The sequence below is a fragment of the Specibacter sp. BI4 genome, from assembly GCF_056680095.1.
The window spans coordinates 3,102,816-3,127,567 of record NZ_CM155265.1 but is presented as its reverse complement, the minus strand read 5'-3'; the positions used below and the strand labels follow the sequence as shown (position 1 = coordinate 3,127,567).

At 60.2% G+C, this 24,752-nt stretch carries 23 protein-coding genes and 2 pseudogenes; 9 read left to right on the top strand and 16 right to left on the bottom strand.

Annotated features, from left to right (window positions below; translation table 11 throughout):
- The 4 genes from AC1L6K_RS14370 to AC1L6K_RS14355 are packed head-to-tail and all read left to right on the top strand — an operon-like array spanning position 1 to position 3,005.
- Positions 1 to 981, top strand: coding sequence for an FAD:protein FMN transferase (locus AC1L6K_RS14370; protein WP_480949543.1), 981 nt, complete (start codon positions 1 to 3; stop codon positions 979 to 981).
- Complete coding sequence (locus AC1L6K_RS14365) at positions 974 to 1,531, top strand: ferric reductase-like transmembrane domain-containing protein (RefSeq protein WP_480949542.1); 558 nt, start codon at positions 974 to 976, stop codon at positions 1,529 to 1,531. Before AC1L6K_RS14370 ends, AC1L6K_RS14365 begins: the two co-directional genes overlap by 8 nt.
- Positions 1,528 to 2,781, top strand: coding sequence for an NADH-ubiquinone oxidoreductase-F iron-sulfur binding region domain-containing protein (locus AC1L6K_RS14360; RefSeq protein WP_480949541.1), 1,254 nt, complete (start codon positions 1,528 to 1,530; stop codon positions 2,779 to 2,781). Before AC1L6K_RS14365 ends, AC1L6K_RS14360 begins: the two co-directional genes overlap by 4 nt.
- Complete coding sequence (locus AC1L6K_RS14355) at positions 2,778 to 3,005, top strand: ferredoxin (protein WP_480949540.1); 228 nt, start codon at positions 2,778 to 2,780, stop codon at positions 3,003 to 3,005. Before AC1L6K_RS14360 ends, AC1L6K_RS14355 begins: the two co-directional genes overlap by 4 nt.
- Here AC1L6K_RS14355 and AC1L6K_RS14350 read toward each other — a convergent pair.
- The 3 genes from AC1L6K_RS14350 to AC1L6K_RS14340 form a co-directional block, all read right to left on the bottom strand.
- On the bottom strand, positions 2,998 to 3,720 hold the full coding sequence (locus AC1L6K_RS14350) for a VIT1/CCC1 transporter family protein (protein WP_480949539.1): 723 nt from the start codon (positions 3,718 to 3,720) through the stop codon (positions 2,998 to 3,000). The two genes, AC1L6K_RS14355 and AC1L6K_RS14350, sit on opposite strands and share 8 nt — an antisense overlap.
- Positions 3,721 to 3,786: 66 nt before the next feature.
- Positions 3,787 to 4,242 carry a universal stress protein gene (locus AC1L6K_RS14345; protein WP_480949538.1) on the bottom strand — a complete coding sequence of 152 codons (456 nt, stop codon included), beginning with the start codon at positions 4,240 to 4,242 and terminating at the stop codon, positions 3,787 to 3,789.
- Positions 4,239 to 6,803, bottom strand: coding sequence for a phosphoketolase family protein (locus tag AC1L6K_RS14340; protein WP_480949537.1), 2,565 nt, complete (start codon positions 6,801 to 6,803; stop codon positions 4,239 to 4,241). The genes AC1L6K_RS14345 and AC1L6K_RS14340 overlap by 4 nt, the downstream gene beginning before the upstream one ends.
- Before the next feature lie 193 nt (positions 6,804 to 6,996).
- Here AC1L6K_RS14340 and AC1L6K_RS14335 point away from each other — a divergent pair, with 193 nt between their 5' ends.
- The 4 genes from AC1L6K_RS14335 to AC1L6K_RS14320 all read left to right on the top strand — a co-directional run bounded on the left by AC1L6K_RS14335 (position 6,997) and on the right by AC1L6K_RS14320 (position 11,747).
- A complete protein-coding gene (locus AC1L6K_RS14335; protein ID WP_480949536.1) occupies positions 6,997 to 7,530 on the top strand; it encodes a universal stress protein in 534 nt (177 codons plus the stop codon).
- Positions 7,508 to 10,153, top strand: coding sequence for a magnesium-translocating P-type ATPase (gene mgtA / locus AC1L6K_RS14330; RefSeq protein WP_480949535.1), 2,646 nt, complete (start codon positions 7,508 to 7,510; stop codon positions 10,151 to 10,153). Before AC1L6K_RS14335 ends, mgtA begins: the two co-directional genes overlap by 23 nt.
- A 163-nt stretch (positions 10,154 to 10,316) precedes the next feature.
- Positions 10,317 to 11,261, top strand: coding sequence for a universal stress protein (locus AC1L6K_RS14325; RefSeq protein ID WP_480949534.1), 945 nt, complete (start codon positions 10,317 to 10,319; stop codon positions 11,259 to 11,261).
- 216 nt (positions 11,262 to 11,477) lie between these two features.
- On the top strand, positions 11,478 to 11,747 hold the full coding sequence (locus tag AC1L6K_RS14320; RefSeq protein WP_480949533.1) for an amino acid kinase family protein: 270 nt from the start codon (positions 11,478 to 11,480) through the stop codon (positions 11,745 to 11,747).
- Between the two features lie 188 nt (positions 11,748 to 11,935).
- Here AC1L6K_RS14320 and AC1L6K_RS14315 read toward each other — a convergent pair whose 3' ends face one another.
- The gene (locus tag AC1L6K_RS14315; RefSeq protein WP_480949532.1) at positions 11,936 to 12,418 is read right to left on the bottom strand and encodes a pyridoxamine 5'-phosphate oxidase family protein; all 483 of its coding nucleotides are present in this window, start codon (positions 12,416 to 12,418) and stop codon (positions 11,936 to 11,938) included.
- A gap of 186 nt (positions 12,419 to 12,604) precedes the next feature.
- Here AC1L6K_RS14315 and AC1L6K_RS14310 point away from each other — a divergent pair, with 186 nt between their 5' ends.
- Positions 12,605 to 14,320 (top strand): GAF domain-containing sensor histidine kinase, encoded by a 1,716-nt coding sequence (locus AC1L6K_RS14310; protein WP_480949531.1) that lies wholly within the window; start codon positions 12,605 to 12,607, stop codon positions 14,318 to 14,320.
- Here the strand turns inward: AC1L6K_RS14310 and AC1L6K_RS14305 are convergent.
- From AC1L6K_RS14305 to AC1L6K_RS14250, 12 genes and pseudogenes are all read right to left on the bottom strand, one after another.
- On the bottom strand, positions 14,317 to 15,015 hold the full coding sequence (locus AC1L6K_RS14305) for a response regulator (RefSeq protein WP_480949530.1): 699 nt from the start codon (positions 15,013 to 15,015) through the stop codon (positions 14,317 to 14,319). The genes AC1L6K_RS14310 and AC1L6K_RS14305 overlap by 4 nt on opposite strands.
- A 436-nt stretch (positions 15,016 to 15,451) precedes the next feature.
- Positions 15,452 to 15,766 carry a hypothetical protein gene (locus AC1L6K_RS14300; RefSeq protein WP_480949529.1) on the bottom strand — a complete coding sequence of 105 codons (315 nt, stop codon included), beginning with the start codon at positions 15,764 to 15,766 and terminating at the stop codon, positions 15,452 to 15,454.
- An 84-nt stretch (positions 15,767 to 15,850) separates the two neighbouring features.
- On the bottom strand, positions 15,851 to 16,159 hold the full coding sequence (locus AC1L6K_RS14295) for a hypothetical protein (RefSeq protein ID WP_480949528.1): 309 nt from the start codon (positions 16,157 to 16,159) through the stop codon (positions 15,851 to 15,853).
- Positions 16,160 to 16,288: 129 nt separating this feature from the next.
- Positions 16,289 to 16,447: pseudogene (locus AC1L6K_RS14290) on the bottom strand (P-type ATPase actuator domain-containing protein); the annotation flags it as partial.
- Between the two features lie 15 nt (positions 16,448 to 16,462).
- Complete coding sequence (locus AC1L6K_RS14285; protein ID WP_480949527.1) at positions 16,463 to 16,699, bottom strand: hypothetical protein; 237 nt, start codon at positions 16,697 to 16,699, stop codon at positions 16,463 to 16,465.
- Between the two features lie 191 nt (positions 16,700 to 16,890).
- Positions 16,891 to 17,532, bottom strand: a complete 642-nt coding sequence (locus AC1L6K_RS14280; RefSeq protein ID WP_480949526.1) for an NADPH-dependent F420 reductase — start codon at positions 17,530 to 17,532, stop codon at positions 16,891 to 16,893.
- 60 nt (positions 17,533 to 17,592) lie between these two features.
- Positions 17,593 to 18,063 carry a pyridoxamine 5'-phosphate oxidase family protein gene (locus tag AC1L6K_RS14275; RefSeq protein ID WP_480949525.1) on the bottom strand — a complete coding sequence of 157 codons (471 nt, stop codon included), beginning with the start codon at positions 18,061 to 18,063 and terminating at the stop codon, positions 17,593 to 17,595.
- Positions 18,064 to 18,149: 86 nt separating this feature from the next.
- Positions 18,150 to 18,446, bottom strand: a complete 297-nt coding sequence (locus tag AC1L6K_RS14270; protein WP_480949524.1) for a DUF3040 domain-containing protein — start codon at positions 18,444 to 18,446, stop codon at positions 18,150 to 18,152.
- An 87-nt stretch (positions 18,447 to 18,533) separates the two neighbouring features.
- A complete protein-coding gene (locus tag AC1L6K_RS14265; RefSeq protein ID WP_480949523.1) occupies positions 18,534 to 19,004 on the bottom strand; it encodes a pyridoxamine 5'-phosphate oxidase family protein in 471 nt (156 codons plus the stop codon).
- A gap of 685 nt (positions 19,005 to 19,689) precedes the next feature.
- The gene (locus tag AC1L6K_RS14260) at positions 19,690 to 21,333 is read right to left on the bottom strand and encodes an ABC1 kinase family protein (RefSeq protein WP_480949522.1); all 1,644 of its coding nucleotides are present in this window, start codon (positions 21,331 to 21,333) and stop codon (positions 19,690 to 19,692) included.
- Positions 21,334 to 21,344: 11 nt separating this feature from the next.
- On the bottom strand, positions 21,345 to 22,859 hold the full coding sequence (locus AC1L6K_RS14255) for a DUF4389 domain-containing protein (protein ID WP_480949521.1): 1,515 nt from the start codon (positions 22,857 to 22,859) through the stop codon (positions 21,345 to 21,347).
- 249 nt (positions 22,860 to 23,108) lie between these two features.
- Positions 23,109 to 23,916 (bottom strand): annotated as a pseudogene (locus AC1L6K_RS14250) (response regulator transcription factor).
- Positions 23,917 to 24,752: the final 836 nt, after the last annotated feature.

Below are 24,752 nucleotides of genomic sequence, written 5' to 3'. Positions count from 1 at the left end.
ATGGAAGCCACGAGGTCCTGGACAGTGTGGGGGCTCGACGCGTCAGTCACGGTCACCGAGCCCGGGCTGGCATCAGCCGCCGAACGGTTGGTCCGGACGGAAATTTCCGACGTCGACCAAGCGTGCAGCCGCTTCCGCAAGGATTCGGAACTGATGCACCTCCAGCCGGAACTGGCAGCGGGAACTACTGTGAGCCCGTTCCTGGCCCTGTTGGTGGGCAGGGCCCTCGATGCCGCACGGTGGACCGACGGCGACGTCGATCCCACCCTCGGCAGGGACATGGCGGCGCTGGGCTACGACAGGGACATTTCACAGGTCCGGCTGGACCCGGACGGTGCGGTGAAACGCGACCCCAGGCCGCGAGCGCGGACCCCCGGTTGGCAACGGGTGTGCCTTGCCGGGAGGACAATGAGCGTGCCGGCAGACCTTCGGCTGGACCTGGGGGCAACTGCCAAGGCTGTCGCGGCCGACCGCGCAGCAAGCCGCGTTGCCGCCGAACTGGGATGCGGTGCACTGGTTTCCCTGGGCGGCGACATTGCCACCGCCGGGGAGGCGCCGGAAGGCGGCTGGCAGGTGCTGGTCCAGGACCTGCCAGCGGACCCGTGGCAGCAGATCACGCTGCGGGCAGGCCGGGCCATGGCCACCTCGAGCACACAGAAGCGGCGCTGGCAGCATGGCGGCAGGACGGTTCACCACATTCTCGACCCCAGGTTCGGTTTGCCTGCCGCGACGGTTTGGCGCTCCGTCACTGTGGCCGCGACTGCCTGCCTCCAAGCCAATGCCTTCAGCACCGCGGGTGTTGTCCGAGGCATTGCAGCAGTGGCATGGTTTGAACGGATTGGCATCACTGCACGTTTCGTCGACCAGCAGGGCAGGGTGTCCTCCACCGGCTGTTGGCCCGCCAACAACCACCAGGAGAACCGGCCAAGGGCTGCAGCCCGGGTAGACCCCGCCATGACAGGAGTGAATTCGGATGGATAACGCACTGTGGGCCATTGGCCGAATGAGCGGATTTGTGGCGCTGGCCCTGTTTACGGTTACCTTGATACTGGGGATCATGACCCGCTCCGGCAGGCCATTGATGTCCATCCCGCGGTTTTCGGTGACACTGCTGCACCGCAACATGTCCCTGCTGGCGTCATTGTTTTTGCTGCTTCATGTGGGCACGTTGCTGTTTGACTCGTATGCCAAGCTCAATGTCGTCGACGTCGTTGTCCCCTTCATGGGAGCCTTTAAGTCCTTCTGGCAGGGACTGGGCACCGTGGGTTTCGACCTGGTGCTCGCCCTGGTGCTGACCGGGATGCTGCGGCACCGCATCGGTCAGCGGGTCTTTCGCACTATTCACTGGTTCAGCTATGCAATGTGGCCGCTCGCGCTCGTTCATGCCATTGGCAACGGAACCAATGGAACCAGCAGTTGGTTCCTGCTGCTGGCCGCCGGATCAGTCGTGGCGGTCGTTGCGGCCATCGCTTGGCGGCTTTCGGCCGCATTCCTGGAAACATCCAAAGCCCGGCAAGGAAGCCTGACATGACATTCCAGACCACGGCAGTGCCACGCGACGAGGAAGCCATGGAAGACGTCGGCACCCATCAGCTCTTTGCTGCCGGGCCCAATGCTGACCTGGCCCGGCACGAGTTGACCTTCGGGCCATCGCCGCTGGACAGGGTCGACTCGTCCTTCATTCCAGTGCTGGAAGCATCCGGCCTGACCGGGCGCGGAGGGGCGGCCTTTTCCACTTGGCGCAAGATGACCGCAACCGACCAGGGGCGGGGTGGTGGCCTTCTGGCCGCCAAGCCTGTGGTGATCGCCAACGGTGCCGAGGGTGAACCCCTCAGCTTCAAGGACAAGACACTTCTGACCCATGCGCCCCATCTGGTAATAGACGGGCTGCTGATTGCCGGACGCGCAATTTCCGCCTCACTGCTGTACATCTACACCACACCGGCCGCCATGCCCACGGTCAAAGCAGCGGTTGCCGCCCGCCATGACGCCCACAAGATCGAGGTCGTGCAAGCACCGGAATCATTCATTTCCGGTGAGGCCAGCGCCGTCGTGAACAGCATCGCCAACGGCTTTGCCCTGCCCACGGACAGACTACGGCGCCTGAGCGAGGCGGGGCTCAGGGGCCGCCCCACGCTGGTGCTCAATGTTGAAACGCTGGCGCATGTGGCGCTCATTGCCCGCCATGGGGCCGGCTGGTTCCGGGCCGTTGGTTCGGATCGTGACCCCGGAACCCGGCTCGTGTCGGTTTCAGGGTTCGCCGCCGAGCAGGTCCTTGAAGTGGAAGGAGATGCCGGCCTCGCAGACGTTCTGGCCAGGGCCGGCGTCGACGTCTTGGATGTGGGGGCTGTGCTGGTGGGCGGCTATCACGGCCGGTGGGTCCGCCCGCTTGACTACCGGCTGTCCCCGACGGGCCCCGAGAGCGACGTGGTCCGACCCGGCGCGGGGGTGCTCCACGTGCTGGGGGCATCGGAGTGTGGGCTTGCGGCCACGGCACGAATTCTCAGCTACCTGGCGGGTGAGTCCGCGAGGCAATGCGGTCCGTGCATGTTTGGTCTGCCTGCCATGGCTCGGGTCCTTGACGCGGTTGCCCATGGCGGCCGGGACCCGCGGCTGGTTCAGGAACTGGAACGGCTGGGCAACCTCGTTGGTGGCCGGGGCGCTTGCCATCATCCGGATGGCACGGCGCGGCTGGTGGGCAGTGCCCTGGAGACATTCTCCGACGACGTCGGGGCCCACCTGGCGGGTGCCTGCACCGGGGCAACCGGGAGGGCAGCATGAGTGAAACACTCCACATTGACTGGACGAGGTGTGACGGGCGGGGACTGTGCACCGAACTGCTGCCGAACCTGTTGGGCCGCGACGACTGGGGGTACCCGCTGGCCAGGCCCGCCCCCAACGGTGATCGCAGCAACGTTGAAGTCAGTGCCGGGGACGGTGCGGCCGCAAGGGACGCCGTCAAGTTGTGCCCGATGCTGGCGCTGAGCCTGAAGGCCGCTAGATGACCCCGGATGCCCCGAGCGCGCTGCCGATGCCGTAGGTTGCCGCGAGAGCCAGGGCGCCGCCGATGACAAGGCGTATCGCCGAGGTGCTCTTGGAACTGCCCCCGATGGCGGCGCTCAGTGTGCCGGTGAGGGCAAGGGCCAGCAGGACGGCGGCGAACGTCACCGGGATCCGGAATTCGGCGGGCGGCAACAGGATGGCGATCAGCGGCAGCATGGCTCCGATGGTGAATGCGGCCGCCGAGGCGTATGCGGCCTGCCAGGGATTGGCCTCGTCGTGCTCGTTGATGTTCAGTTCGGCGGAGAGATGGGCTGCCAGGGCGTCGTGGCTGGTCAGCTCAAGTGCCACCTGCTCCGCCGTCGCTGCGCTCAGACCCTTGGCCAGGTACAGGCCGGTGAGCTCGGCCAATTCCGTTTCCGGGTCCTCGGCCAACTCCCGGCGCTCCTTTTCTATCAGTGCCCGCTGGCTGTCGCGTTGGCTGCTGACGGAGACATATTCGCCCAAGGCCATGGAAACGGCACCTCCCACCAGGGCGGCGATACCGGCCACAAGAATCGGGGTGGGTGCGTTGGTCACTCCCGCGACGCCAACCACGGTTGCGGCCACTGAGACGATGCCGTCGTTGGCGCCAAGGACCCCTGCCCGGAGCCAGTTCAGTCGCCCTGCGATGTTGTCCGTGTGAGGTTCATTGTCGTGGGACCCGATTAAGTTGCTCATGGGCCCAAACTAGCAGTAGTCACCTTGCGGCAACTTGTCCGCGACGGGTGGGCGGCAGCCGGCAGCCTATGCATGCTTTTCGCCCGCATTTGGTGCGTGGACGACGACCACCGGGCAATGGGCGTGGGCTGTGCAGGCGGCACTGACGGAGCCCAGCAGCAGCCCCCTGAAACCGCCCACGCCCCGCCGGCCAAGAACCAGCAGCGCCGCATCCCTGCTGGCTTCAATGAGGGTTGCCCGGGCTGGTCCCTGAAGCAGCTGAGTCGTGAGATTCCTGGGCCGGTCCAGGCCGAATGCGTTCTCAACGGCAGTGTCGAGGATCTTTTGGGCTGCCCCCTTGAAATCGAAGTCACCCAACGCGTAGGGCACCGCATAGGCGCTGGGGTAGTTCCAGCATGTCAAGGCCGTCACACGTGCGTTGAGAGGTTTCGCCAACCATGCGGCTTGACGCAGGGCTTCAATGGATGGCTCTGATCCGTCGACGCCCACGAGGATGGTCACTGGTCCTTGCCCGGTGGTCATGGTGCATTCTTTTGGTTCAGTGGCGGCGCCCAGACCCAGTCACGTATTTCCGGCAGGTCTTCCAGATGCTCGTGTATGTAGGTCTCATGATTGGCAAGCATTTGCTGGCAGTGGTCGGCCAGCTCCTGTGCGCCGTCAAAGGGGCCACAGACCCGGTTCAGGGCCTCCAAGGCGAGGTGGTACCTGCTCATCCTGTTCAGGACGACCATGTCGAACGGGGTGGTTGTGGTGCCTTGCTCGTTGTAGCCGCGGACGTGGAACCGGCCTGGGTTCGGGCGTCCATGCAGAAGCTGGTGGAACGCCCTGGCATATCCATGCCAGGCCACAACCACCTCGCCATCAGCGGTGAAAAGCTTTTCAAAGTCAATGTCGGACAGTCCGTGGGGGTGCGTGTCGTGTGGCGGCAGCACGAGCAGATCCATGACGTTGACCACGCGCACCCGCAACCCGGGGACATGATGCTGGAGCAGCCACGCGGCGGCCAAAGTCTCCTCTGTGGGGACGTCGCCGGCGCAGGCCATGACAATGTCCGGTTTGGTTGCCCCCGCAGGCTCGTCACGGGTGGTGACGGAGGATTCGGTGCCGGACAAGACGCTCCGGTGGGTGACTTCTCCGATGGCGGTGTCGTCGTTTCCAGCCCAGTGCCAGATCGAGGCGCCGGCAGCAGCGTGCTTGCGGGCGTCGTCGAGGTTCAGGTATTGGGGGTGGGCCTGCTTGTCCACGACCACCAGGTTCACATAGTCCTTGCTGAGCAGGACGTGTTCGGCTGCGGCCAGCAAAGTGTTGGAGTCTGGTGGCAGATAAACGCGGATGACGGAACCCGAGAGTGAGAGGACGGTGTCGATCAGGCCCGGTCCCTGGTGGCTGAAGCCGTTGTGGTCATTGCGCCAACAGGTCGAGGTGAGCAAGATGTTGAGGCTGGGCACGGGGGTGCGCCACGCCAATTCACGGGCGTGCTGGAGCCATTTGGCATGTTGGATGGTCATGGAGGCGCTGACCATGGCGAATGCCTCATAGGTGGCGAACAGCCCGTGCCGCCCAGTCAGGACGTAGCCTTCGAGCCAGCCCTGGCAGAGGTGTTCGGAGAGGACTTCCATGACGCGCCCGTTCGGGGACAGATGGTCATCATCGTCCCGGATGGCCTCCATTTGGCACCTGTCGGTGACTTCGAAGACGGCGCCCAGCCTGTTGCTGTTGGTCTCGTCCGGGCTGAACAGCCGGAAACGGGGATCGTGGGAGGTGTCCGTGTAGATGTCTCTGAGCATTTCACCCAGGGGCCTGGTGGTTTCATGCTTGATGGACCCCGGAACAGGCACGTCAAGGGCGTAGTTTTCGAGGGGGCGCAGGGGTAGCGGGGCCGTGTCCGTGCCTCCGTTGGCACAGGGGTTGGCACCCATGCGCAAGTGACCTTTCGGGGCCAAGACAGCCAGTTCCGGCACCAGCCGGCCGGCAGCGTCAAAGAGTGTTTCGGGCTTATAGGAGCGCAGCCAGGCCTCCAGCTGGGCCAGATGGGCGGGATTTTCACGGACTCCTGCCAGCGGGACCTGGTGGGCGCGGAACGTGCCTTCCACCTGAATTCCGTCGACAACACCGGGACCGGTCCAGCCTTTGGGCGTGCGCAGGATGATCGCCGGCCAGGGAGCGGGGCGGGTGGTGCCGCGTCGGCGCGCCTGCTGCTGGATCTGGAGGATGCGGGTGTGGGCGTTCCCCAAGGCGTCTGCCAGTTGGTGGTGCACCAACTCGGGGTCGTTGCCGGAGACGACGACGGGGTCCCACCCATGTGCGCGCAGCAGGGCCCTGACGTGCTCATCGGACTGGCGGCCAAGCACTGTGGGGCCGGAGATCTTATAGCCGTTCAGGTGAAGTATCGGAAGGACGGCTCCGTCCCGGCTCGGGTTGAGGAAGGCCGGAGCCTTCCACGCACCCTCCAGGGGGCCGGTTTCGGCTTCCCCGTCGCCAACCACACAGGCCACTATAAGATCCGGGTTGTCCATGGCAGCTCCCGTGGCATGTGCCAGCGAATAGCCCAGCTCCCCGCCTTCGTGGATGGACCCGGGGGTCGGCGGACCGACATGGCTGGGGATGCCGCCGGGGGTGGAGAACTGGCGGATCAATTGGCGGAGGCCATCCGCGTCCTGGCTGACGCGGGGATAAATCTCGGAGTAGGTCCCCTCCAAATAAAGATTTGCAATCACGGCCGGGCCGCCATGTCCCGGGCCGGCCACGAACAGTATTTTGGCTCCGGTATTGCGAATGAGCCGGTTCAAATGGACATAGATCAAGGACAGCCCGGGGCTGGTTCCCCAATGACCGAGCAAGCGGGGCTTGATTTGTTCCGCCGCAAGGGGGGACCGCAGCAGGGCATTCTCCTGCAGGTAGATCTGCGCCACTGTCAGGTAATTGGCAGCATCCCAATATCGGTTGAGGAGCTCAAGCTCGTACGACCCCAGTATGGGTTCGGCATCTACGGGGTCGGCATTGTTTTGACCCTGGGTGACGAAGTGGTTGAGCTGGCTCTTCAAGGTTGACTCCGTGTCCTGGTTGCTGCGTTGCGAGCCCATGCGAACGACTCACGGACGCAGGAAGTGTACGTCTGTTCCCTCAAGACTGGCACGATGCGGCCCTCGCAGTTAGGGACTTTCGACCCTGTGCAGCTGCCTTGGCCGACATCGATCATTGGAAGGGACGGGCTGGTGCAGCTAAGGCGCGGCCCCGACAACATCGTGTGGCATGGGCTGCAGGAAGCGAGCGAGAATGAGGCGAAAGTTGAACGAAGCCATGGAAGACCAGATAGCCAACGAGGGCTCTCGCATTGTGGTTGGTGTCGACGGATCTCCTGAGTCGGTATTGGCGCTGAAATGGGCGGAAAAGCTGGCCCAAGGACTTGACGCAACCATCACGGCCGTAACGGCTTGGCACATGGAGACGGTTTTCGGTTCATACATAGTCCCTGACTGGGACCCGCACGAGGATGCATGCCAGACGCTTTCGGACGCTGTCCAGGACGCATTTGGCGACAAACTGCCGGAGGGATTTAACGGGGTATGTGTCCGCGGCAGGCCTGCCCAAATCTTGATGGAGTATGGCAAGTCCGCCCGAATGCTCATTGTTGGCTCCCGTGGGCATGGCGGGTTCGCGGGAATGTTGCTTGGCTCGGTCAGCTCCGCGTGTGCAGAGCATGCAAGTTGTCCAGTGCTTGTCATTCATGGTCAGGGGGAGGCCGTGAAGGCTCCGGTGGCTGTTGGTGTGGGCCTTGAGGGCATCAATGAGCCTGTCCGCAACAGCTGAGGCGGAAAACGTCACAGAGCTCTCGAATGCCGGCACCGCTCAGCTGACAGTGGTGCAGGTCCTCCATGGTCTCCAGTCAACCGATGGCGGCCTAAGCAGCGAAGAAGCTGATCGCCGCCTGGCAACTGTTGGTCCCAACGCTTTGCGCACCCACAGGGCCAACCCTTGGTCAGTCCTGGCGCGGCAGCTTCGCAGTCCCATCTTGATCCTTTTGATTGTTACGGCCGGGCTGTCCTTGTTTCTTGGGGACGCTACGAATTCGATAGTCATTGGTGTCATTCTGCTGGTAAGCGTTGGCTTGGGGTTCAGTAATGAGTACCGGGCGGAACGTGCTGCCGAGGCACTTCATTCACGCGTCACGCATACGGTTGTCGTCCTTCGGGACGGCGCCGCCTGCCAAATCGACGTCGTGAATTTAGTGCCGGGTGACGTGATTCGCCTGGCTTTGGGAGCAATCATCCCGGCGGACATCAGGCTCCTCACTGCAAAGAATCTCTTGTGCGATGAAAGCATCCTCACGGGGGAGTCCCTGCCCGTGGACAAGAATCCTGCCCCTGTCGTGGGCGTGGTCTCACTGGGCGAGATGGCTTGCTGCCTTTTTATGGGGACCGTCGTGCAAGCTGGCAGCTGTACCGGCGTCGTGGTCGCCACCGGCGGCCGAGCCGAGTTCGGCAAAATCGCCTTGGGCCTGGGGGAGCGTCAGCCGCAAACGGAATTTCAGCTGGGTTTGAAGCGCTTCTCTTTTCTGCTCTTGGAGGTAGCCGTAGCGCTCACAACATTGATCCTTATTGCCAACCTGCTGCTAGGACGCCCCCTGCTTGATTCACTGCTGTTTTCCCTGGCAATAGCTGTTGGCATTACACCTCAGCTGCTGCCCGCCGTCGTAAGTACCTGCCTGGCCGCCGGAACCCGCGCACTGGCCAAACGCGAGGTGCTGGTCAAGCGTCTGGTGTGCATTGAGGATCTCGGTGACATGGACGTCCTGGTGACGGACAAGACTGGCACCCTGACCGAGGGGCGCATCAGTTTTACCTCCGCCCTGCCGGTCCATCCTGGGGTTACGGAAGCTGGACTCTTCGGTCTGGGGCTGGTCTCCACGGAGGCCGATTACTCGCACGGAGTGGTTTCCATTGTGGGACAAAATCCGCTGGACACTGCCCTCTGGGAGGCCCCCGAAGCAAACAATTTTTCCATTGGCAGCCAGATACGACTGGATGTCATTCCCTTTGACCATCAACGACGCATGACCAGCGTCCTGGTGGCGGATGCGGACGGAAACCACCAGATCATTACCAAGGGTTCGCCCGAGGATGTCATGGCGCTGTGTGTTGACATCCCGCCTCGGGCGCAGCTGCTCTTGGATGAACAATACGACGCCGGGGCACGAGTTATTGCAGTTGCCTCACGCACGGTGGTGGGCAAGAGCGCGATAGATCCCTCCGAGGAGCAGAGGCTGGCATTGGCCGGTTTCCTTGTTTTTCTGGATAAGCCCAAGACGAACGCCAAGGAATCATTGGTGGAACTTGCCGCCCTGGGCATTACCGTAAAAATTGCGACAGGCGACAACGCCAGAGTGGCGGAGAAAGTGTGCGCCGACCTGGGCTTGGTCTCGGTGGGAACACTTACCGGGATCCAAATCGACGCCATGAGCGATCTGGACTTGGGGGAAGCAGTCGCGGTAACGAGCATTTTTGCACGTGTCTCACCGGGCCAGAAGGCCCGAATCATCAAGCAGTTGCGCAAACAGGGCCGCGCCGTTGGCTTTCTTGGTGACGGCGTCAACGATGCACTGGCCCTGCACCAGGCGGATGTCGGCATCTCCGTGGAGAGTGCCACGGATGTCGCCAAGGATGCGGCCGACATTGTCCTGATGGACAAGGACCTGGGGGTTTTGGCCGAGGGTGTCAGGGAAGGACGGCGGATCTTTGCCAACACCATCAAGTACGTGCTGATGGGGACCTCGAGCAATTTTGGCAATATGTTCAGTGCCGCAACAGCGTCAGTGGTCCTGAGTTTCCTGCCTATGCTGCCGGGACAAATCCTGCTCAACAACCTGCTCTATGACACCGGGCAACTCGCCATCCCCGGGGACCGGGTGGACAAGGAACAACTGCTGGCACCCTCGCATTGGGACATCGCCTTCATTCGCCGCTTCATGCTCTTGTTCGGACCGATCAGCTCCCTGTTCGACTTTGCCACCTTTGGATTGATGCTGTTCGTCTTCAACGCCGCACCGGGGGAATTTCGGGCGGGCTGGTTCATCGAATCCATCGCCACCCAAACACTGATTATCTTTGCCATCAGAACCCGCCGAGTGCCGTTTCTGCGCAGCCGCCCCTCTGCCGGCCTGCTGTGGGCATCCCTGGGCGTGGTGACCGCCGGCATTTATCTTCCCCTCTCACCTGTTGGCGCGGTACTCGGCTTTGACCCGCTGCCTATCCCGTTCTTCCTGGCCTTGCTGGCCATGGCAGTGGTGTATTTGGTGTTGGTTGAGGCGGCAAAGGGATGGTTCTTCTCTCGGCCGGTCCAACAGGTTGCGACTGTTCGAAAGCGTGGCAGCGCCCATCATGTTCACCGCCGGGCCGCTCGATTCAGCATTCCGGATCCACTCGTCTCACCGTGACCACCTCGCCACTATTGGTACGGGCGAAGATTGGGGTCTTTGGACTCTCCACGCAAGGAGTTGCAATCCCTAGCGTTGGACGCAGCGTCGTGATTCTTCACGAGCATTGTGCATCTCCAAGGACACGACATGACCTTGCACAAATACAGAAAGGGCAAAGACCTTGGTCCTAGAATCTCAGATTGTTGTGGGGGTTGACGGCTCACCCTCGAGCCGGGCAGCCCTTGAGTGGGCGGCAAGCCGCGCCCAGGGGCAGAATTGTCCACTCCTGTTGGTTCACGCCGTGCCGGACTACTTGGTCTCACCGGGGCGCATTGACTACCACAGCGTTCGGGATGCCCTCCGGGGATTGTTGGACAGCGAAGTCAGCAGAGCGCGGGAGCTTGCACCCTCCGTGGATGTACAGGCCAGTCTCCGTTTTGGGGAACCGGCCCAGGTGCTGGCAGAGCTGTCCGCTGGTTCCTCCATGGTGGTGGTTGGGACAGACAGAACCGCCGACGTGCACGGGGAAGGATTCGGTGCAGTCAATTTGCAGCTTGCCATTCTGGGGCGATGCCCTGTGGCAGTCATCCCGGCGCGGCAGGGTCCCGTGAATACCGGCGTCGTGGTTGGTGTTGATGGTTCCCTGCCGTCCATGGCCGCCGCCCATTTTGCCGCAACCGAGGCTGCAAACACCGAAAAGGATCTGACCATCATCTATGTCTCATCCACCGTTCCCCATTGGCTGCACAGCAGTGCCCTGGGTCCGGAAATCGCACAGCAGGATGACGCTCAGGGTCGCATGATCCTGGAATCCGCAGTGGCCGCCGTGCGTGCCCGCCACATACACCTGACAGTTTGCGAACGGTTCGAACTTGACGAAGTGCCGGCGAGGGCCCTGACACTTGCGGGACAGGGCGCCGCGATGCTCGTGGTGGGAAACCGTGGCCGCGGTGCCACGCAACACGCGCTCATGGGCTCTGCCACACAAGAGCTGCTCTTGCATGTCCCATGCCCCATTGTCCTGACCCAACAGGAATACGCGGGCGCTGCCGCCGAACAGCTCGGGGACGACGACGCAGTCCAGCAAATGCTCGCTCCGGGGCAGATGCCACAGGGCGGCCTCTAGGGGATGCGCATGGTCTTGGCTTTGGCGGTAACGAGCTTTTCCACCGAACACGTGGTGGTGATTGTTCACGGCAACGGTCCTTAGGTCGGCTTGCAGGCGATGGCAGTTCGCTGACGTCTCCATACCCGCTGTGTGGCTTGATTGCTGAAAGCCAGGGGCTGATTGTTTTCTGGATGCAGAAAGCATTGGGCACGCGGACCTGGCCAAGGATGTTGTGTGCCTTTTCGCGGCCCCGTGGGGATCCCGACGGTCCGGGTTGGCGCCGGCGGTGTCCCTACTGTGCCCGGTGGACCGGGTTTTCGTGGGATCGTGGACAAGGACTGCGTTGCTGCCAGGGTGGCCGTCGACGTTGATGCACAGATGCTGGTCGTCTTGACGGACGTGCAAGGTGTCAAGGGCAATTTTGGGACGCCGGGCCAAGAACTCCTCAATTCCCTGACGATCCAGGACATCGAGGTGAACCGCTACCCGGTTGGGTCCATTTGACCGAAAGCAAGGGCCGCAGCGGACTTCGCAACTGCCAGCGATGGGCGCGCGTTGATCGGCTCTCTGGACAATCCGAGAGCGATCATGAGTGGAAAAAGCGGGACGGAAATCCTTGGCCTGGCGGCACGTCATCCCCATAGTGGCATTCTTGGCCGGCATGGGTGCCAGCCAGGCCGTTCGTGCTGGCGCTACTCGAAGGACGCACGCCGTGAATCGGATAAGGGTGTACTCCAAATGTCGGGTCGGGAGACCTTGAACCGACGGCCGCTGAGGTTCAATGGCAGGATTCGCATCAGATGGTTCTTGATGCCGCCCTGCCATGGTTCGAGGGTGAGGCTTTCCGCCTCCGCAAGCCCGGAGTCAGCCCTGATCGACATGACAGTACCCCGCAGCACTACACTCCACGCCTGCTCTGTTGAGGTTTCATACCCATCAATTTCAAAAGCGACAGGCGTGTTGCTCGTTGAGCCGTACAGTTTGGTGCCGTCTGCAGTTCGGAAGACGAGAGAGCCGTTGTCCACTGCATAGTTGATGGGAAAAATGTCGGGGTGAGCATCGGCCACAACGGCCAGGCGCCCAATGACCTGTCCACGCAGCAGTTCCCAGCAGTGGTCCTTGGACAGTGATTCAATCTCTGGCGTTGTCCCTGAAGGTGGCGTATTAATGGTCATGCAATCGACTCTAGGCTCATTGATCCCGGGAACGAAGGGCCTAAAGGCCCCAACTCCTGTACTTCGACGGTGGAACCATTCCTACCCTATGCGGTCGTTTGGCTGGCAATAAGCGTAGCCTATGAGTAAGGGCGGGTTCTTGTGTCCTATGGCACAACGGATGATGGTCTATCGAAGGTGGGTCTGGTGCAGTATTCTGATGCGGACAAAGCGGTGCCGCTGTCGCCGGCAACTGCAGATACTCGGATTGAGGACTTGCTGCGGGGGTTCGTGGACCGAGCCGGCGAATTGCTCACACAGGAAAGAATGCGCGGCTTGCTGGCCGCCGTGGTTTCCGTGGCAGAGGATCTCAGCTTGGATGCGGTGCTGGCGAGGTTGGTTAAGTCGGCCTGCACACTTCTGGACGCCCGCTATGCAGCGCTGGGAGTCATCGGTGAAGATCAGTCGCTGAGTCATTTCATTACCGTAGGCATAGACCAGGAACTCATAACCAAGATAGGCCCCTTACCCACCGGACACGGTGTCCTGGGACTGCTGACAAGTGACCCGCGCCCGTTGCGCCTCCACGATTTGCACGACCACCCCGCCTCCTATGGGTTCCCTGAAGACCACCCAGCCATGGTGAGCTTTCTGGGCGTTCCCGTGCGAGTCAGGACGAGGGTATTCGGGAACCTCTATCTGACGGAGAAGGCCGGGGGCGAAGATTTCACTGCTGAGGATGAGGAATTGGCCGTGGCCTTGGCGGCTGCTGCGGGGGTTGCCATTGAAAATGCTCGTTTGTTTGAAGATGCCAGGTGCCGTTCACGTTGGCTGGAAGCATGCATGGATGTGACAGGCAAGATGATGGATGACGAACGCAACATCACTGAAAGCAGCTTGGACATGATTGCTGCCACCGCCTTGGTGGAGTCGGACTCTGCCCTGACCATGATCGGTGTCTCGTCCGACAGTGGACCTGAACTGTATGTCGCAGCGGCAGCTGGTCAGAGAGCACCGCTACTTGCGGGCCGCTCGCTTGCTTGGGACTCTCCAGCAATCGCGGAGGTATTGAGAACGGGCGTGCCGACTGTGTTCGCCGATGCCACTGACCTGCTCGGTGAAGTCGAAGGAACTGGGTTTGGGCCCGTTATTGTCATTGCCTTGGGGCCGCAAGGCGCGAATCAAGGATTGCTCATCTTGGCACGGAGTCCAGGTTCCGGCAGCTATTCCAAGGTAGTGGTCGAAATGAGCGCCGTATTTGGCTCTCACGTTGCGCTGGCCTTGGAATTGGCCAGGACCCACAGGCTGCGTGAACAGATCATGATTTTTACAGACAGGGATCGAATTGCCAGGGACCTGCATGACGTGGTCATCCAGCGTCTTTTTGCTGCAGGTCTTAGTATTCAAAGCTTGCAGCGGTTTATTACAGACAAAACGGCGACCAAGCGGATCCGGGCCGTCACTACGGAACTGGATGAAACGATTCGGGATTTGCGGAACACCATTTATTCATTGCGAGTCAGTTCCGGTGAAACAGAGCTGCTCAGCGACTTGATCTTGAGGGCGGTGCGCAATGCCGCCAAGCCCCTGGCTTTCGCCCCTCGGTTGAATTTGGCCGGCCCCATAGACTCCGCGATTTCCGAGGAGACGGCCAAGCATTTGCTGGCAGTTCTGTCCGAAGGCCTAAGTAATGCTGTTCGGCATTCTGATGCGGGCGCCATCGAAGTTTTCGTTGAGGCGACAGCGGAGACCGTGACTCTCGTTATCGACGACGACGGGGTTGGCGTGGGGGCCCCGGAGCATCGCAGTGGCTTGTCGAACATGGAGAAGCGGGCTGACATTCTCCATGGGACTTTTGCCTTGGTAAGTACGCAGAATGAAGGCACCTGTCTGACGTGGCGTGTTCCTGCAATGGATGCTTAGTGATGCTTCGACGGGGTCTGCCACTTTGTATCCGTAATGAAAATTGCTGCTTGGGTACGGCGTTCAAATCCCAGCTTGGCCAGTAGAGAGGACACGTAGTTTTTGACCGTTTTCTCGGCAAGAAACATTTCCTTGCCAATTTCCCGGTTGGTCAATCCGCGCCCAATAAGTTTCAGTACCCGGCGTTCCTGCGGGGTCAGAGCGGTGATGCGTGGATCTGTTCGTTCTGGTTCGGCCAGGCCTTGAACCACTTTGGCCATAACGGCGGGATTGAAAAGTGATTCACCCTTGGCTGTGCGGCGCAAGGATGTCAGTAGGTCTGTGCCGTCGATTTCCTTTAAAACGTAGCCGGAAGCGCCGGCAAGCACGGCGCCACGCAGGGCCTGTTCGTCGTCGTAACTGGTGAGTATGAGGCATCGCAGGGACGGATCCACCGACCTGACATCACGACAAACTTCGATGCCCGTCCCATCGGGCAGACGGGCATCCAAAACTGAAACGTCCGGATGCAGGGCCGGTATGCGTCTGGTAGCCTCCAACGCGGAACCGGTGGCACCGATGACTTTGAATCCCTCGCCTTCGAGCAGCTCTTTCAGCCCCCGCCTGACAAGTTCGTGATCGTCAAGTATGAAGACTGTGATGGGTGCCGTCGGTTCGCTTACAGCTTTTGAGGCGGAGGCAGTTACCTTGTTCATTTTTACTTTCCCTCCTTGGCCGCGAATCCAGCGAATACAATCGCCTGATACTCAATGGGTATTGCATCCTTCTGTTGTATCAGTAATGTCAGTCTGCCTTCCGCATCATCGACCAACAAGGGCCCAAAGTCCTCTAGTTCGTCAGCGTGATTTCTGAGCTGCGAGATGATGGGTGACCATGCAGCGATCGAGGGCGACGAGTGGTGGAGGAATGTTCCTTCCATTTGAGTGTCCCCAGTGCGTTGCGGACGGTAGCCGGATCAAGCAGTTCCTGGCTGAGCGCCCCCGGCGATTGCCGGGATCAATCCGGATCGAGGCAAACGCCAACTGTACGAGACTGAGCAGGTCCCGAGCCAGTTGCCCTGGACAGCGATACGCGGCGTGTCCTTGCCAATGCGGTCCACTCTGCACGCCGTCGACAAGTCATCCACGTTGATCACGACGTCGGCAGAGTCGCTGGCCGCACTGGACCCCTTGGCTCCCGCGGCGACACCTGCGTCCGCTGCTGCCAACACGGGGCTTCGTTGGCACCATAGCCGACCAACACGACCGGTTTTGGAACCAGATTCTGCACGATCGAGACTTTATCTGATGGTCGACAGCCGGCCTGCACCTCGGTGATCCCCGCTTCGACGGCCATGTGCCCTGCCGTTGCCTGGTCATCACCGGCCACCATCGGGGTGTGTTTCACACCCAAGCGGCGCAGTCCCGCGAGGGTCTCCACCGCGTCCTCCCGCAGGGGCTCACTCATGACGAGTGCCACCGCGTATCCAGAATCGGCGCCAACACCGGCGGCGGGCTGGCCGCCTGTTGGCTCCTGAGCCGGGATCAACCCTTAGGTTTGGAAAACAAGGGAACGGTTGCCCGCCACCACCCTGTGTTCCCCATCGAGGGCGCTTACCCTCTCGGTGGCAGATTCAGAAGCTTCCGCGGGGCGAGTGGGTTCCAGCCCGTGATTCAGCGCAGCGTTGACCACCGATGCAGCCAAAGCATGCCATGAATACTGTCCGGCAGATGCTGCCAGGGCCAGGAGCTCGTAGGTGTCGGGATAACCGTGGTTCGCGGGTGAGGTTCCAACTTCTGCGAGTGTGGGTTGGCCCTGGGTGAAAGGGCCCGTCTTGTCAAAGACCACCGGGTCAGCCACCAGCACCCCTGCGAAACGAAGGCATCCTAACCATCATGGAAGTCCTGCGATAGCTGGGGAAAGTAGCGTAAACGGCACTGCGTCGCCGTCGGCCAAGCTGACGACGGTCGGTCGGCTGTTGGAAGCGCACTACAGCAACGCAACAATGGGGCTGTACTGGGAATCGTGCACCAAAGCGGTGGCTGTCATCCGGACGGCCACGGGCCCATTGACGGACTGGCTGAGGATTTCGTCCCCTGGCCCTGGCTCGACAGGCAGGCTTTCTCCGGTGATTGATGATTCATCAAACGACGCTGATGAAGATCATAACCGGCCATCAGCAGGAACCATTTCCGCTGGTCGCACCAACAAGACGACTCCAGCTGCGGGCTCCGTGACGGCAAGATCCTCCAAGACCCTGCTCGTACGTTCGAGAGGGGCCGATGGAGGGGCGCGGCCCACGAGCGCTGCGAGGTATTCTCCGCCCACAAGGGCGCCAATGATTGCTGTCACTGCCAGCAGGTCAACTCCCCGGCGCCCGTCGACCGTGTCGCGGGTCATACATGCTTCCCGCGGGATGGCGACGCCGCCAGCAAAACACTCGCGGGTATTTGTGCGCCGCCGACTTGCCAGGCCCAGCTACATGAGCACTACGCCTCCCACCACCAGGCTGGCAGTGCTCATGGGGCGGTTGCGAATGATGGTCATGGTCTCTTGCCGGTTCATGGTGGACGGCTGTGTTTGTGGACGTCCTAGGGGAGGAGATTCAAGGAAGTGTCCCAGTTGAAGTTCTCGTGTTCCGGGCCCACTTGCAGGCCCATGATCAGGAGCATCATGGCCTCGAGTTCCCGTGCCCGGCGGAGTGGTCCGACATCGATGGGGCGAAGCCCCGAGGCCGCAACCACGGCACTGACCTTTACCTTTGCCTGTTCAGAGTCGCCGGCGATGAAGACGTCCAACGGTATTCCTGATACGGAACCTGCCTCCAGCGGCTTGGCGAAGCAGGTGTTGAACGCTTTGACCACGAATGCGTCCGGGCTCGCGTGAACGGCGATTTCTTCGGCTGCTGAAGTTCCAGCGGGAGTCAAGAGGTGGTCGAATGTGGCCAGATCGACGGGGTTGCTGATATCCACAACAACCCGTCCTGCCAATGTATCTGCGTAGAAGAGTACTGACTTTTTGGCCTCCGCATAGGGTACCGCAAGGAAAACTATGCCTCCTTCGATTGGAGCCCCTTCCCCGCCACCCTGGGCCCCGGCTCCGAGCAATTCGACGAGTTCACGCGTCCTTTCCCCGTTGCGTCCCAAAATTTGCACGGAGTGCCTGGCTTTGAGCATGCGAACGGCGATGGATCGGGCCATGTTTCCGCTACCAATAATGGTGATTTGTTCCATGGTTTTGGTGCCTTTCAGAGGAGAAATGCGTTTTGGTGGCAGACCGGAGCTTCGGGATTCTCACTCGGGTGAAGCGTGGGGGGATCCCGCTTGGGCAGTCCACCATTCCGCCGGAGCGGCCACGTTGAACCTGCGGCCCGTGATCGAGGTTGGGGTAATGCGGACGAATGTGTCCTTGTATCCGGACTGCCACGGGAAGAGCATCACTGAAAAGCTGTCCAGGACATCTTCGGTGGAACTAATAAGTTCTGCACTGCCTTTCACGACGACACTCCAAGCGATGCCGCTGGTTGCATCGACGCCGTCGGTTTCCAAAGCCACAGGAATCGGACATAGTGCCGCGGCAAGCTTAATTCCCGGGCCGGTTCGAAAGACGAGCGTGCTGTGGTCGACTGCGTAGTTGATGGGGAAGATGTCGGGATGGTCTGTGACCCAGACGGCCAGCCGTCCCACGGAAACACCGCGTAACATCGCCCAACACTCGTAGATTGGTAGTTCTTCCGTGGTCGCCCTGGCTGATTTGGTTGTCATGGGATTGAGCATAGGATCGGCTGGGCCCATGGCAGTAGAGGCCAAGGTCCCGTTGTGGTGTGCGCGCGTCTGTGCCTGCCGGGATATCACGAGGTCTCTCTCCCTGGTCGCATCCCCGTCAGGATCGAGTGAAAATTGAAGATGTACGCCCCTGCGGACAGTGCCAGAAAGGCGACAATGCCCAGCGGTACGGCCTGGATGGTCAAGGCAAAAATCAGCAGCGAGAGCCCGGGGACCACGGAGAGGAGTCCCAGAACCAGCAGCCTCGCAGTTTGGTGGCGATATGGGTTCCTGCCGAGGACCCTCGAGAGACGTGGGTCCTCGGCCGTCAGCTGTGCTTCGATGTTGTTGAAAATGCTTTGCTCGTGAGCGGAGAGCGTCATTGCCCTGTCCTTTTAATATGTGCCCAGTGGGCGTGGCCGCGACAAGCCATGGGAACTGAATTGCCTCCGGATTTGAGCTGGTGGATGCTATTCGAGTCCAGCCCGGATAGCTTCGCCCAGGGGAGTCCGCCAAGACATGGAGGGCGTTTGGGTGAATCGCCGTCCCGTCACCTTTTCTGGAACAATTCGAATGAAGTGCTCCTTTTTCACTCCTTGCCAAGGAAAAAGAGCTTGGCTGATGACGTCGAGGGTGGTGTTTGCGTCGTCCACTGCAACGGCACGACCCTTGACAACTACGCTCCAAGCCATCCCGAACTCGGCACTTACCGCGTCGGCCTCCAGCGCAATATGATCGGCAGCCAGTAGAGCCGTGAACTTTGTCCCGTTGCCTGTGCGGAAGATCAACGTCTCGTGGTCTACCTTGTAGTTCACCGGGAATATATCAGGACCGTTCCCGGTGGTCAGTGCCAGGCGTCCAATCGTCGTTTGGCCAAGTAGTCGCCAACATTGCTGAAGGTTTAGGATTTCGGCTTCGGGTACCAGCTGGCTATTAGTCATGTGGACGACTCTAAGGCCCAAGAATCCTTCAAAACAGGGTATAAGTACCCGAATTCCGGGCTGATATGCCACCCATTGAGGACTCGCGGAGCAAAATTGATGCCTTGTGATTTTAGGCCCTGCTGGAGGGTCCAGTGCAGCAGTGGTCTCGGTCACGAAGGAGGTGTCACCATGGTCGATGGATGGCGTGGGAATGGCTGGATTGCCGTTGCTTTTGGCGTGTTTGGTGCGTGGACCTTGTTGCTGGCGGAGAGGCAATCATTGCCCTCATAGTGGCTTTTTGCCGAGGGGGAGCGTGATGAACAGGAGTTCAGGATACGACGCGCTGTTCCTCGCTCCCGTGGCTGAGAAACGTGTGCACCCACTTGGTCTAAGACGACAAGATGGGTACGTCGTAATTTCTGCGGGAAGCGGGAAGCGGGAAGCGCGCTGCTGGGGCGTGGGACCTGTTGCAGGGTTTTCACTTTGGCGTTGCCTGTGAGTGCCTGGAACCACCCCCTAAGTCTTTTCGCTCAACCATCTGGCTGTTGCGGGAAAGGCCTGTGCGCGCAGACCAAGATTGAAGCGGCCAACAGATTGACGCCTGCGGTTTGGAGTCCGAAGCGCAAGAAGTCCCCCCCTGGGGGATCACCGCGACGTCGGCACATGGACGAAGGCTTGTGCCGCGCCCGGGCCCGGAGCAACACTAACGCCTTCCACCGCCAGTGGGCCGTGCTGTCCACGCGAGGTAGCCGCCCAATGCCGACACCACCCCGACGCCGCCGGCTACCAGGGCGTTTTGCCAGGTCCGAAGCCGCTCCCGGTCTGCAGCCGTCAGCTCGCCGATTCCTCGAACAAATGCCGCAACTATCATCCCGGCGACGAGACGGTTGCCAATTCTCTCAGCCCGGGTGACCAGGGGTGCCAATTCCTCTGAGCGCAGGTGGACTTCAAAACCGTCATCCATAAGATCAAGCAGGCGTCGCACCCTATCCGGAAGCTTGACACCGAGCTCAGCGGCGTCCAAACCCCATTGGGAGAGGTTGCGGAGGAGATCGTGTGGAATTGTCCGGTCGAAGGCCAACTTTCTGGCATAGGGCTTGATCACTGATCCGAGGTTAAAGGCAGGATTGAGGCGTGCACCCATTCCTTCGGTCATGAAAATCATTTTGGTCAGCATTGCCATTTCGCTGGGCAGCTGTAGGTGGTGGTCGCGCAGAATGGCCAGTACTTGGGAGATGAGTGGCGAGATTTCGATTTGGCCCAGTTGGCGGCCCTGATACTGCTTCATGAAGGTCAGGACATCTTGCCTCAACAGTCCTCGATCAGTGCTGGGGCGGTTGACGGAGAGTTCCCGCAATGACTTGCAGATCCGGTCCGGGTCGTCGAGGCTGAATGCCATCAACAGGTTTCCAAGATGGTCGCGGAGGTCCTTGCCAACTTCTCCCACCATGCCGAAGTCAATCAAACCTATTCGAGTCATTGATTCAACAAACAAATTGCCAGGGTGTGGGTCTGCATGAAAAAAGCCGTCCTCGAAGATCATCTTGACTGCTGCCTTGGCTGCCAGGTCAGCCAGATGGTTTCTGTCGACGACAGGCATCGCCAGGACCTGGTCGTCGTCAATCTTCAGACCGTGGATTCGTTCGATCGTCAATACCCGGGAAGTGGTCGTGGACCAGAATATTTTCGGAATATGAATGCTGGGATCATTGGCAAAATTCCTCGCGAAACGTTCCGCATTGCGACCCTCCTGCAGGTAGTCGAGTTCCGCACGGAGTGTCGCAGCGAACCCGGCGGAAATCGCCTCAAGATTGTAATCTGCCACCGCAGCCCAGTTGCGACTTGCCTGCTGGGCCAGGTTCATCAGGATCTCGAGGTCCTCCTGGACCTGGGCGACGACACCTGGCCGCCGAACCTTGACCACGACGGAGGTGCCGTCATGCAGCGTCGCTGCATGTGCCTGACCAATGGAGGCGCTTGCCAATGGAATGTTGTCAAAGGTGGTGAAGAGTTCTTCGGGCGTTGCCCCCAGTTCCTGCTCGATGACGGAACGGATGATGTGAGCAGGGACTTGCGGGGCATCGGCTTGAAGTTTGGACAGTTCTGTTAGGAAGCGCAATGGAAGAATGTCGGGCCGGGTGGAAAGTACCTGCCCGAGTTTGATAAAGGTCGGTCCCAGCTCTTCCAACGTCCGTCGCAACCGCTCTGGATTCGAGATGTCCTCCCGCGGCCACGGGCCCGGCCCCAGGTGTACCCGGCCCAATCCAATCTTGGCTGTCACAGAGCCAAAGCCATGCCGCGCCAAGATTTCCGCAACTTCAGCGTATCTTTCAAAATGGTTTCCCATGGAGTGCTCCATCATTGGTGAGCTGGTTCGTCTGGTCCTTGATCCAACCGGAATGGCGGATACTCATCGCGCATGAGGAGGGTATAGGTGGCGACACGGTAGATCCATCGGTTGACTCCCATGATCAAATCAAAAAGTGTCCGTTCGTATCGGCCGGTGAACAGGAGCATGACGGCGGCGATCAGCACCAGAATGCCAAGCAAGGAGAACCCGAGGCCACGGCTGTAGTCCGATGACCAGTCACCTGTCTGACTCCACGTCGACCAGGCTGCACTGGTGAAAATGGCAACTATCAGCAGATGGGGGAGTGCCAGCAACCACCACTTGACCAAGACCAGTCCGTGAGAGAGCCGTTGGGGGTAGTCAACCTCGAAATCGGCGGGATAGTCGGTTGATGCCAGTGTGAAGGGCGGGTATTTGTCCGTGGCCAAGGCCGAGTAGGCGTAGAACGCCACCCGCCAGTTCCATCTCAGGACACCGACGGCGAAGTTGAATAGAGCCCGTGGGTAACGGCCGGTGAAGAGAATTGCGAATCCAGCAATGATTGTGGTGATAAAGACGGCGAACCACAAGAAGAACAAAATGAATAAATGAGGCAGGGCCAGAAGCCATTTGACGAGCCACAGCCCGCGGGACAACTGCGGGTCCAATTGCCCGGAGAGGCTTGCAGGATAGTGTCCCTTCGGCACAACCCTGGCTGGGGACACGCCGTCGTCCTTGCCAAGACGCAGGGGTTCCTCTGCGGGCATGCGGCTGGGGTTAGCGGGTTCTGTGGCATGTCGTGCCAGTGTTCCGTGCAATGATGACGGGACTCGGCGGCCCAGACCGACGGCACCCATGACGATCAAACCCGCCCCGAGGATCAGGAATGCAATCCCGCCAATCAACGAGGCAGCCGTGAAAGCTCCAAACAATTCGGAGTGGAAACCTGCCTGCATGTTCACATTGACCCCGGCGTTGGCGTTTGCGTTCATGGCTACAACGACCCAGTCACCACTGCGCAAATCCATGGTGATTTGCTGCGTGCCGACTCCGGAAGACGACTCAGCCCAAAAGCTTTGCTCCGCCGGAGGTTCTGGTATCGCAGATCCAGGCACGTCGGCGTAGCTCACCTTGAACGGTGACGTTTCAATGCCGGTTATTTTGCTTGTGTGGACGCCCTGGAGATAGTTGTCCACTTCAGCCCTTGGCCCAATGCCAATGAACACCTGACCGCCTGGTGCAGTGGATGTGGCACTAAGCCGGATGGTGCCAAGGTCAAAGGGAATCTTGTCGACCCCGATCTCGGCCGGCTCGGAGGAGAGCACATAGGAATTGGTGGAGAACCCCCGTGTCTGGGAATTGAAATAGCCGTCAGCCCCCTGCTGGGACGTTACCACTGCTGAGGCGGCCCCGCCGATGATCCCTCCTGCGCCAAACAGGGCAAGCAGCGTACCAAGCACCAAAGCAACAACAGCGCCTGCCCCTCCCTGTTGACCACGGACCGGGGGATGGTTTGTACCGTCAATTGACGGATTAATAGTCATGTCATCACACCGCTTTCGTTTCTTACCACTTTGTGGCGTCCTAGTGAGCATCGATAGAGGCAAAGGACCCCACTGACACGATCGATTCACGGCCACGCAGCCGCTCTTGATGCCCGTCAAACAGGGCTTTGGCCTCTACTTGAACTGCCGTGGAGATTTAGAACAGCTGGCGCCCTTGGAACGGGGTGAACGGGTGCTGTTGAAAGTGGGCAAAGCAGCATGTCTCGCTCAAGGTTTCGGGGCCGGCGGTCAGCCCACACGCCGAGGACCACGTCTTATCCCACTCCATGTGCGGGTATCGTCAAGCCGAGGCTGGACGACTCGGACAGATCCCGGGCTGCACAGTTTTGATCCGCGCGGTTCTCGCGGATTGTCGCCCAATTTCCGACGCAAATTTACAACGTGGACCTCAATGGTCCGTTCGTCGGCATCGCTAATGTACGTGCCGACGTCGTATTCCTCACCGCGGAGTCGGCGTACCAAGTCAGACTTCGTGCGCACCTGCTTACCGCTGTCCTCGAGGGCGTGGAGCAGATCGAATTCGGTGCGAGTCAACTCCAATTCGGTACCGTCCACTTCCGCGGTACGGTTCCCTCTGTTCAATACGAGGCCGTTCACTGCTTTCCGGATTGCCTGACGCGGACCCGGAGGTGCTTTCTGCTGCAGCGGGTGGCCCTTCGCCAGCAAACCTTGGCCGGCGCATCATTGCGCTGATCCTCGCCCACAGCTCCCGGGATCGGAATGGCTTGGTGAGGTAGTCATTGGCTCCGGTTTCCAACGCCAGCAGGGTGTTCATTTCATTTATCCGGCCCGTGAGCATAATGACGTGGGCATCGCTGAACAAGCGGATTTGCCGCGCGACTTCGAAGCCGTCAATGTCCGGAAGCCCCAGATCCAGGGTCACAACGGCAGGATTGTTGGCCCTTACAGCGTCAACACCATTGGCACCGGTGCTGGCAGCGTGAACCTCAAATCCTGATTGGTTGAGAATTACGCTGATAAGTTCCCGGATATCCTGGTCATCTTCAACGATGACCGCCACACGAGGATTGCGCATTTTCCCCCACTGAATCACTAAAACACTAAAACACTAAAAAACTGGAAAATGGTGCCCCAACAAAAGAACCGTGGGCCCTAAACCCGTTCGTATCTTCAGTATGGCATTATCCAAAGTGGCGGGCTCTGGGCTCTTCCCATTCCGATCATCACTTTTGTGTATCAGCCGCGTGGATGCCATCACCCCAGCCTGGGGAATATTTTTTATCCAAATCGAAGTTGTCTTGACCGACACAACTGTAAATCAGCTCATTGGCCGGCGTTTCTACCAGAGCACCCTGCGGGTACACGAAATCCAAGCATAGCTTCCATTCTTCTTGACACCCGCCTGTCTCGTAGTTCCTTGGGACAAACTCCACCCGGCGTCGTTTCTAGCCATCCCGACCCTGCCTTCTTCGGTGGACATGCCTGCGCCACTCCCGATATTTTGGATCTGCGCCTCTGGTGTGGCTCCCAAAACTCCCGTGGTCGCCAGTACATTGGCGAGTTTGCTGATTGTTTGGAATCCGGTATTCCAGTCCTGCCATGTGAGCGCCGGGGTCATGTTCGGGCCTTGGCTCTTTCCCGTCACGATGCTCACCTTTGCGATTACGGTTGTGGTTTTAACCACCAGCATGGACGGGCAACGCAATTCCGTGCTGGACCAGGATAAACCGGGGCCGATTTCTCCTTTGATGTGCTGGGGCAGGAGGAAGCATCGGAGGGCAGCGACCCGGCGATCACGGGGGAGTGGAAGCCGTGTTGCCGGACTCTCGGATGCGCTCCTGACCGAGATTGGGCAAGTGGCAAGTGGCAAGTGGCAAGTGGCAAGCGGCAGGCGCCCGCAGGCCGCAGCTG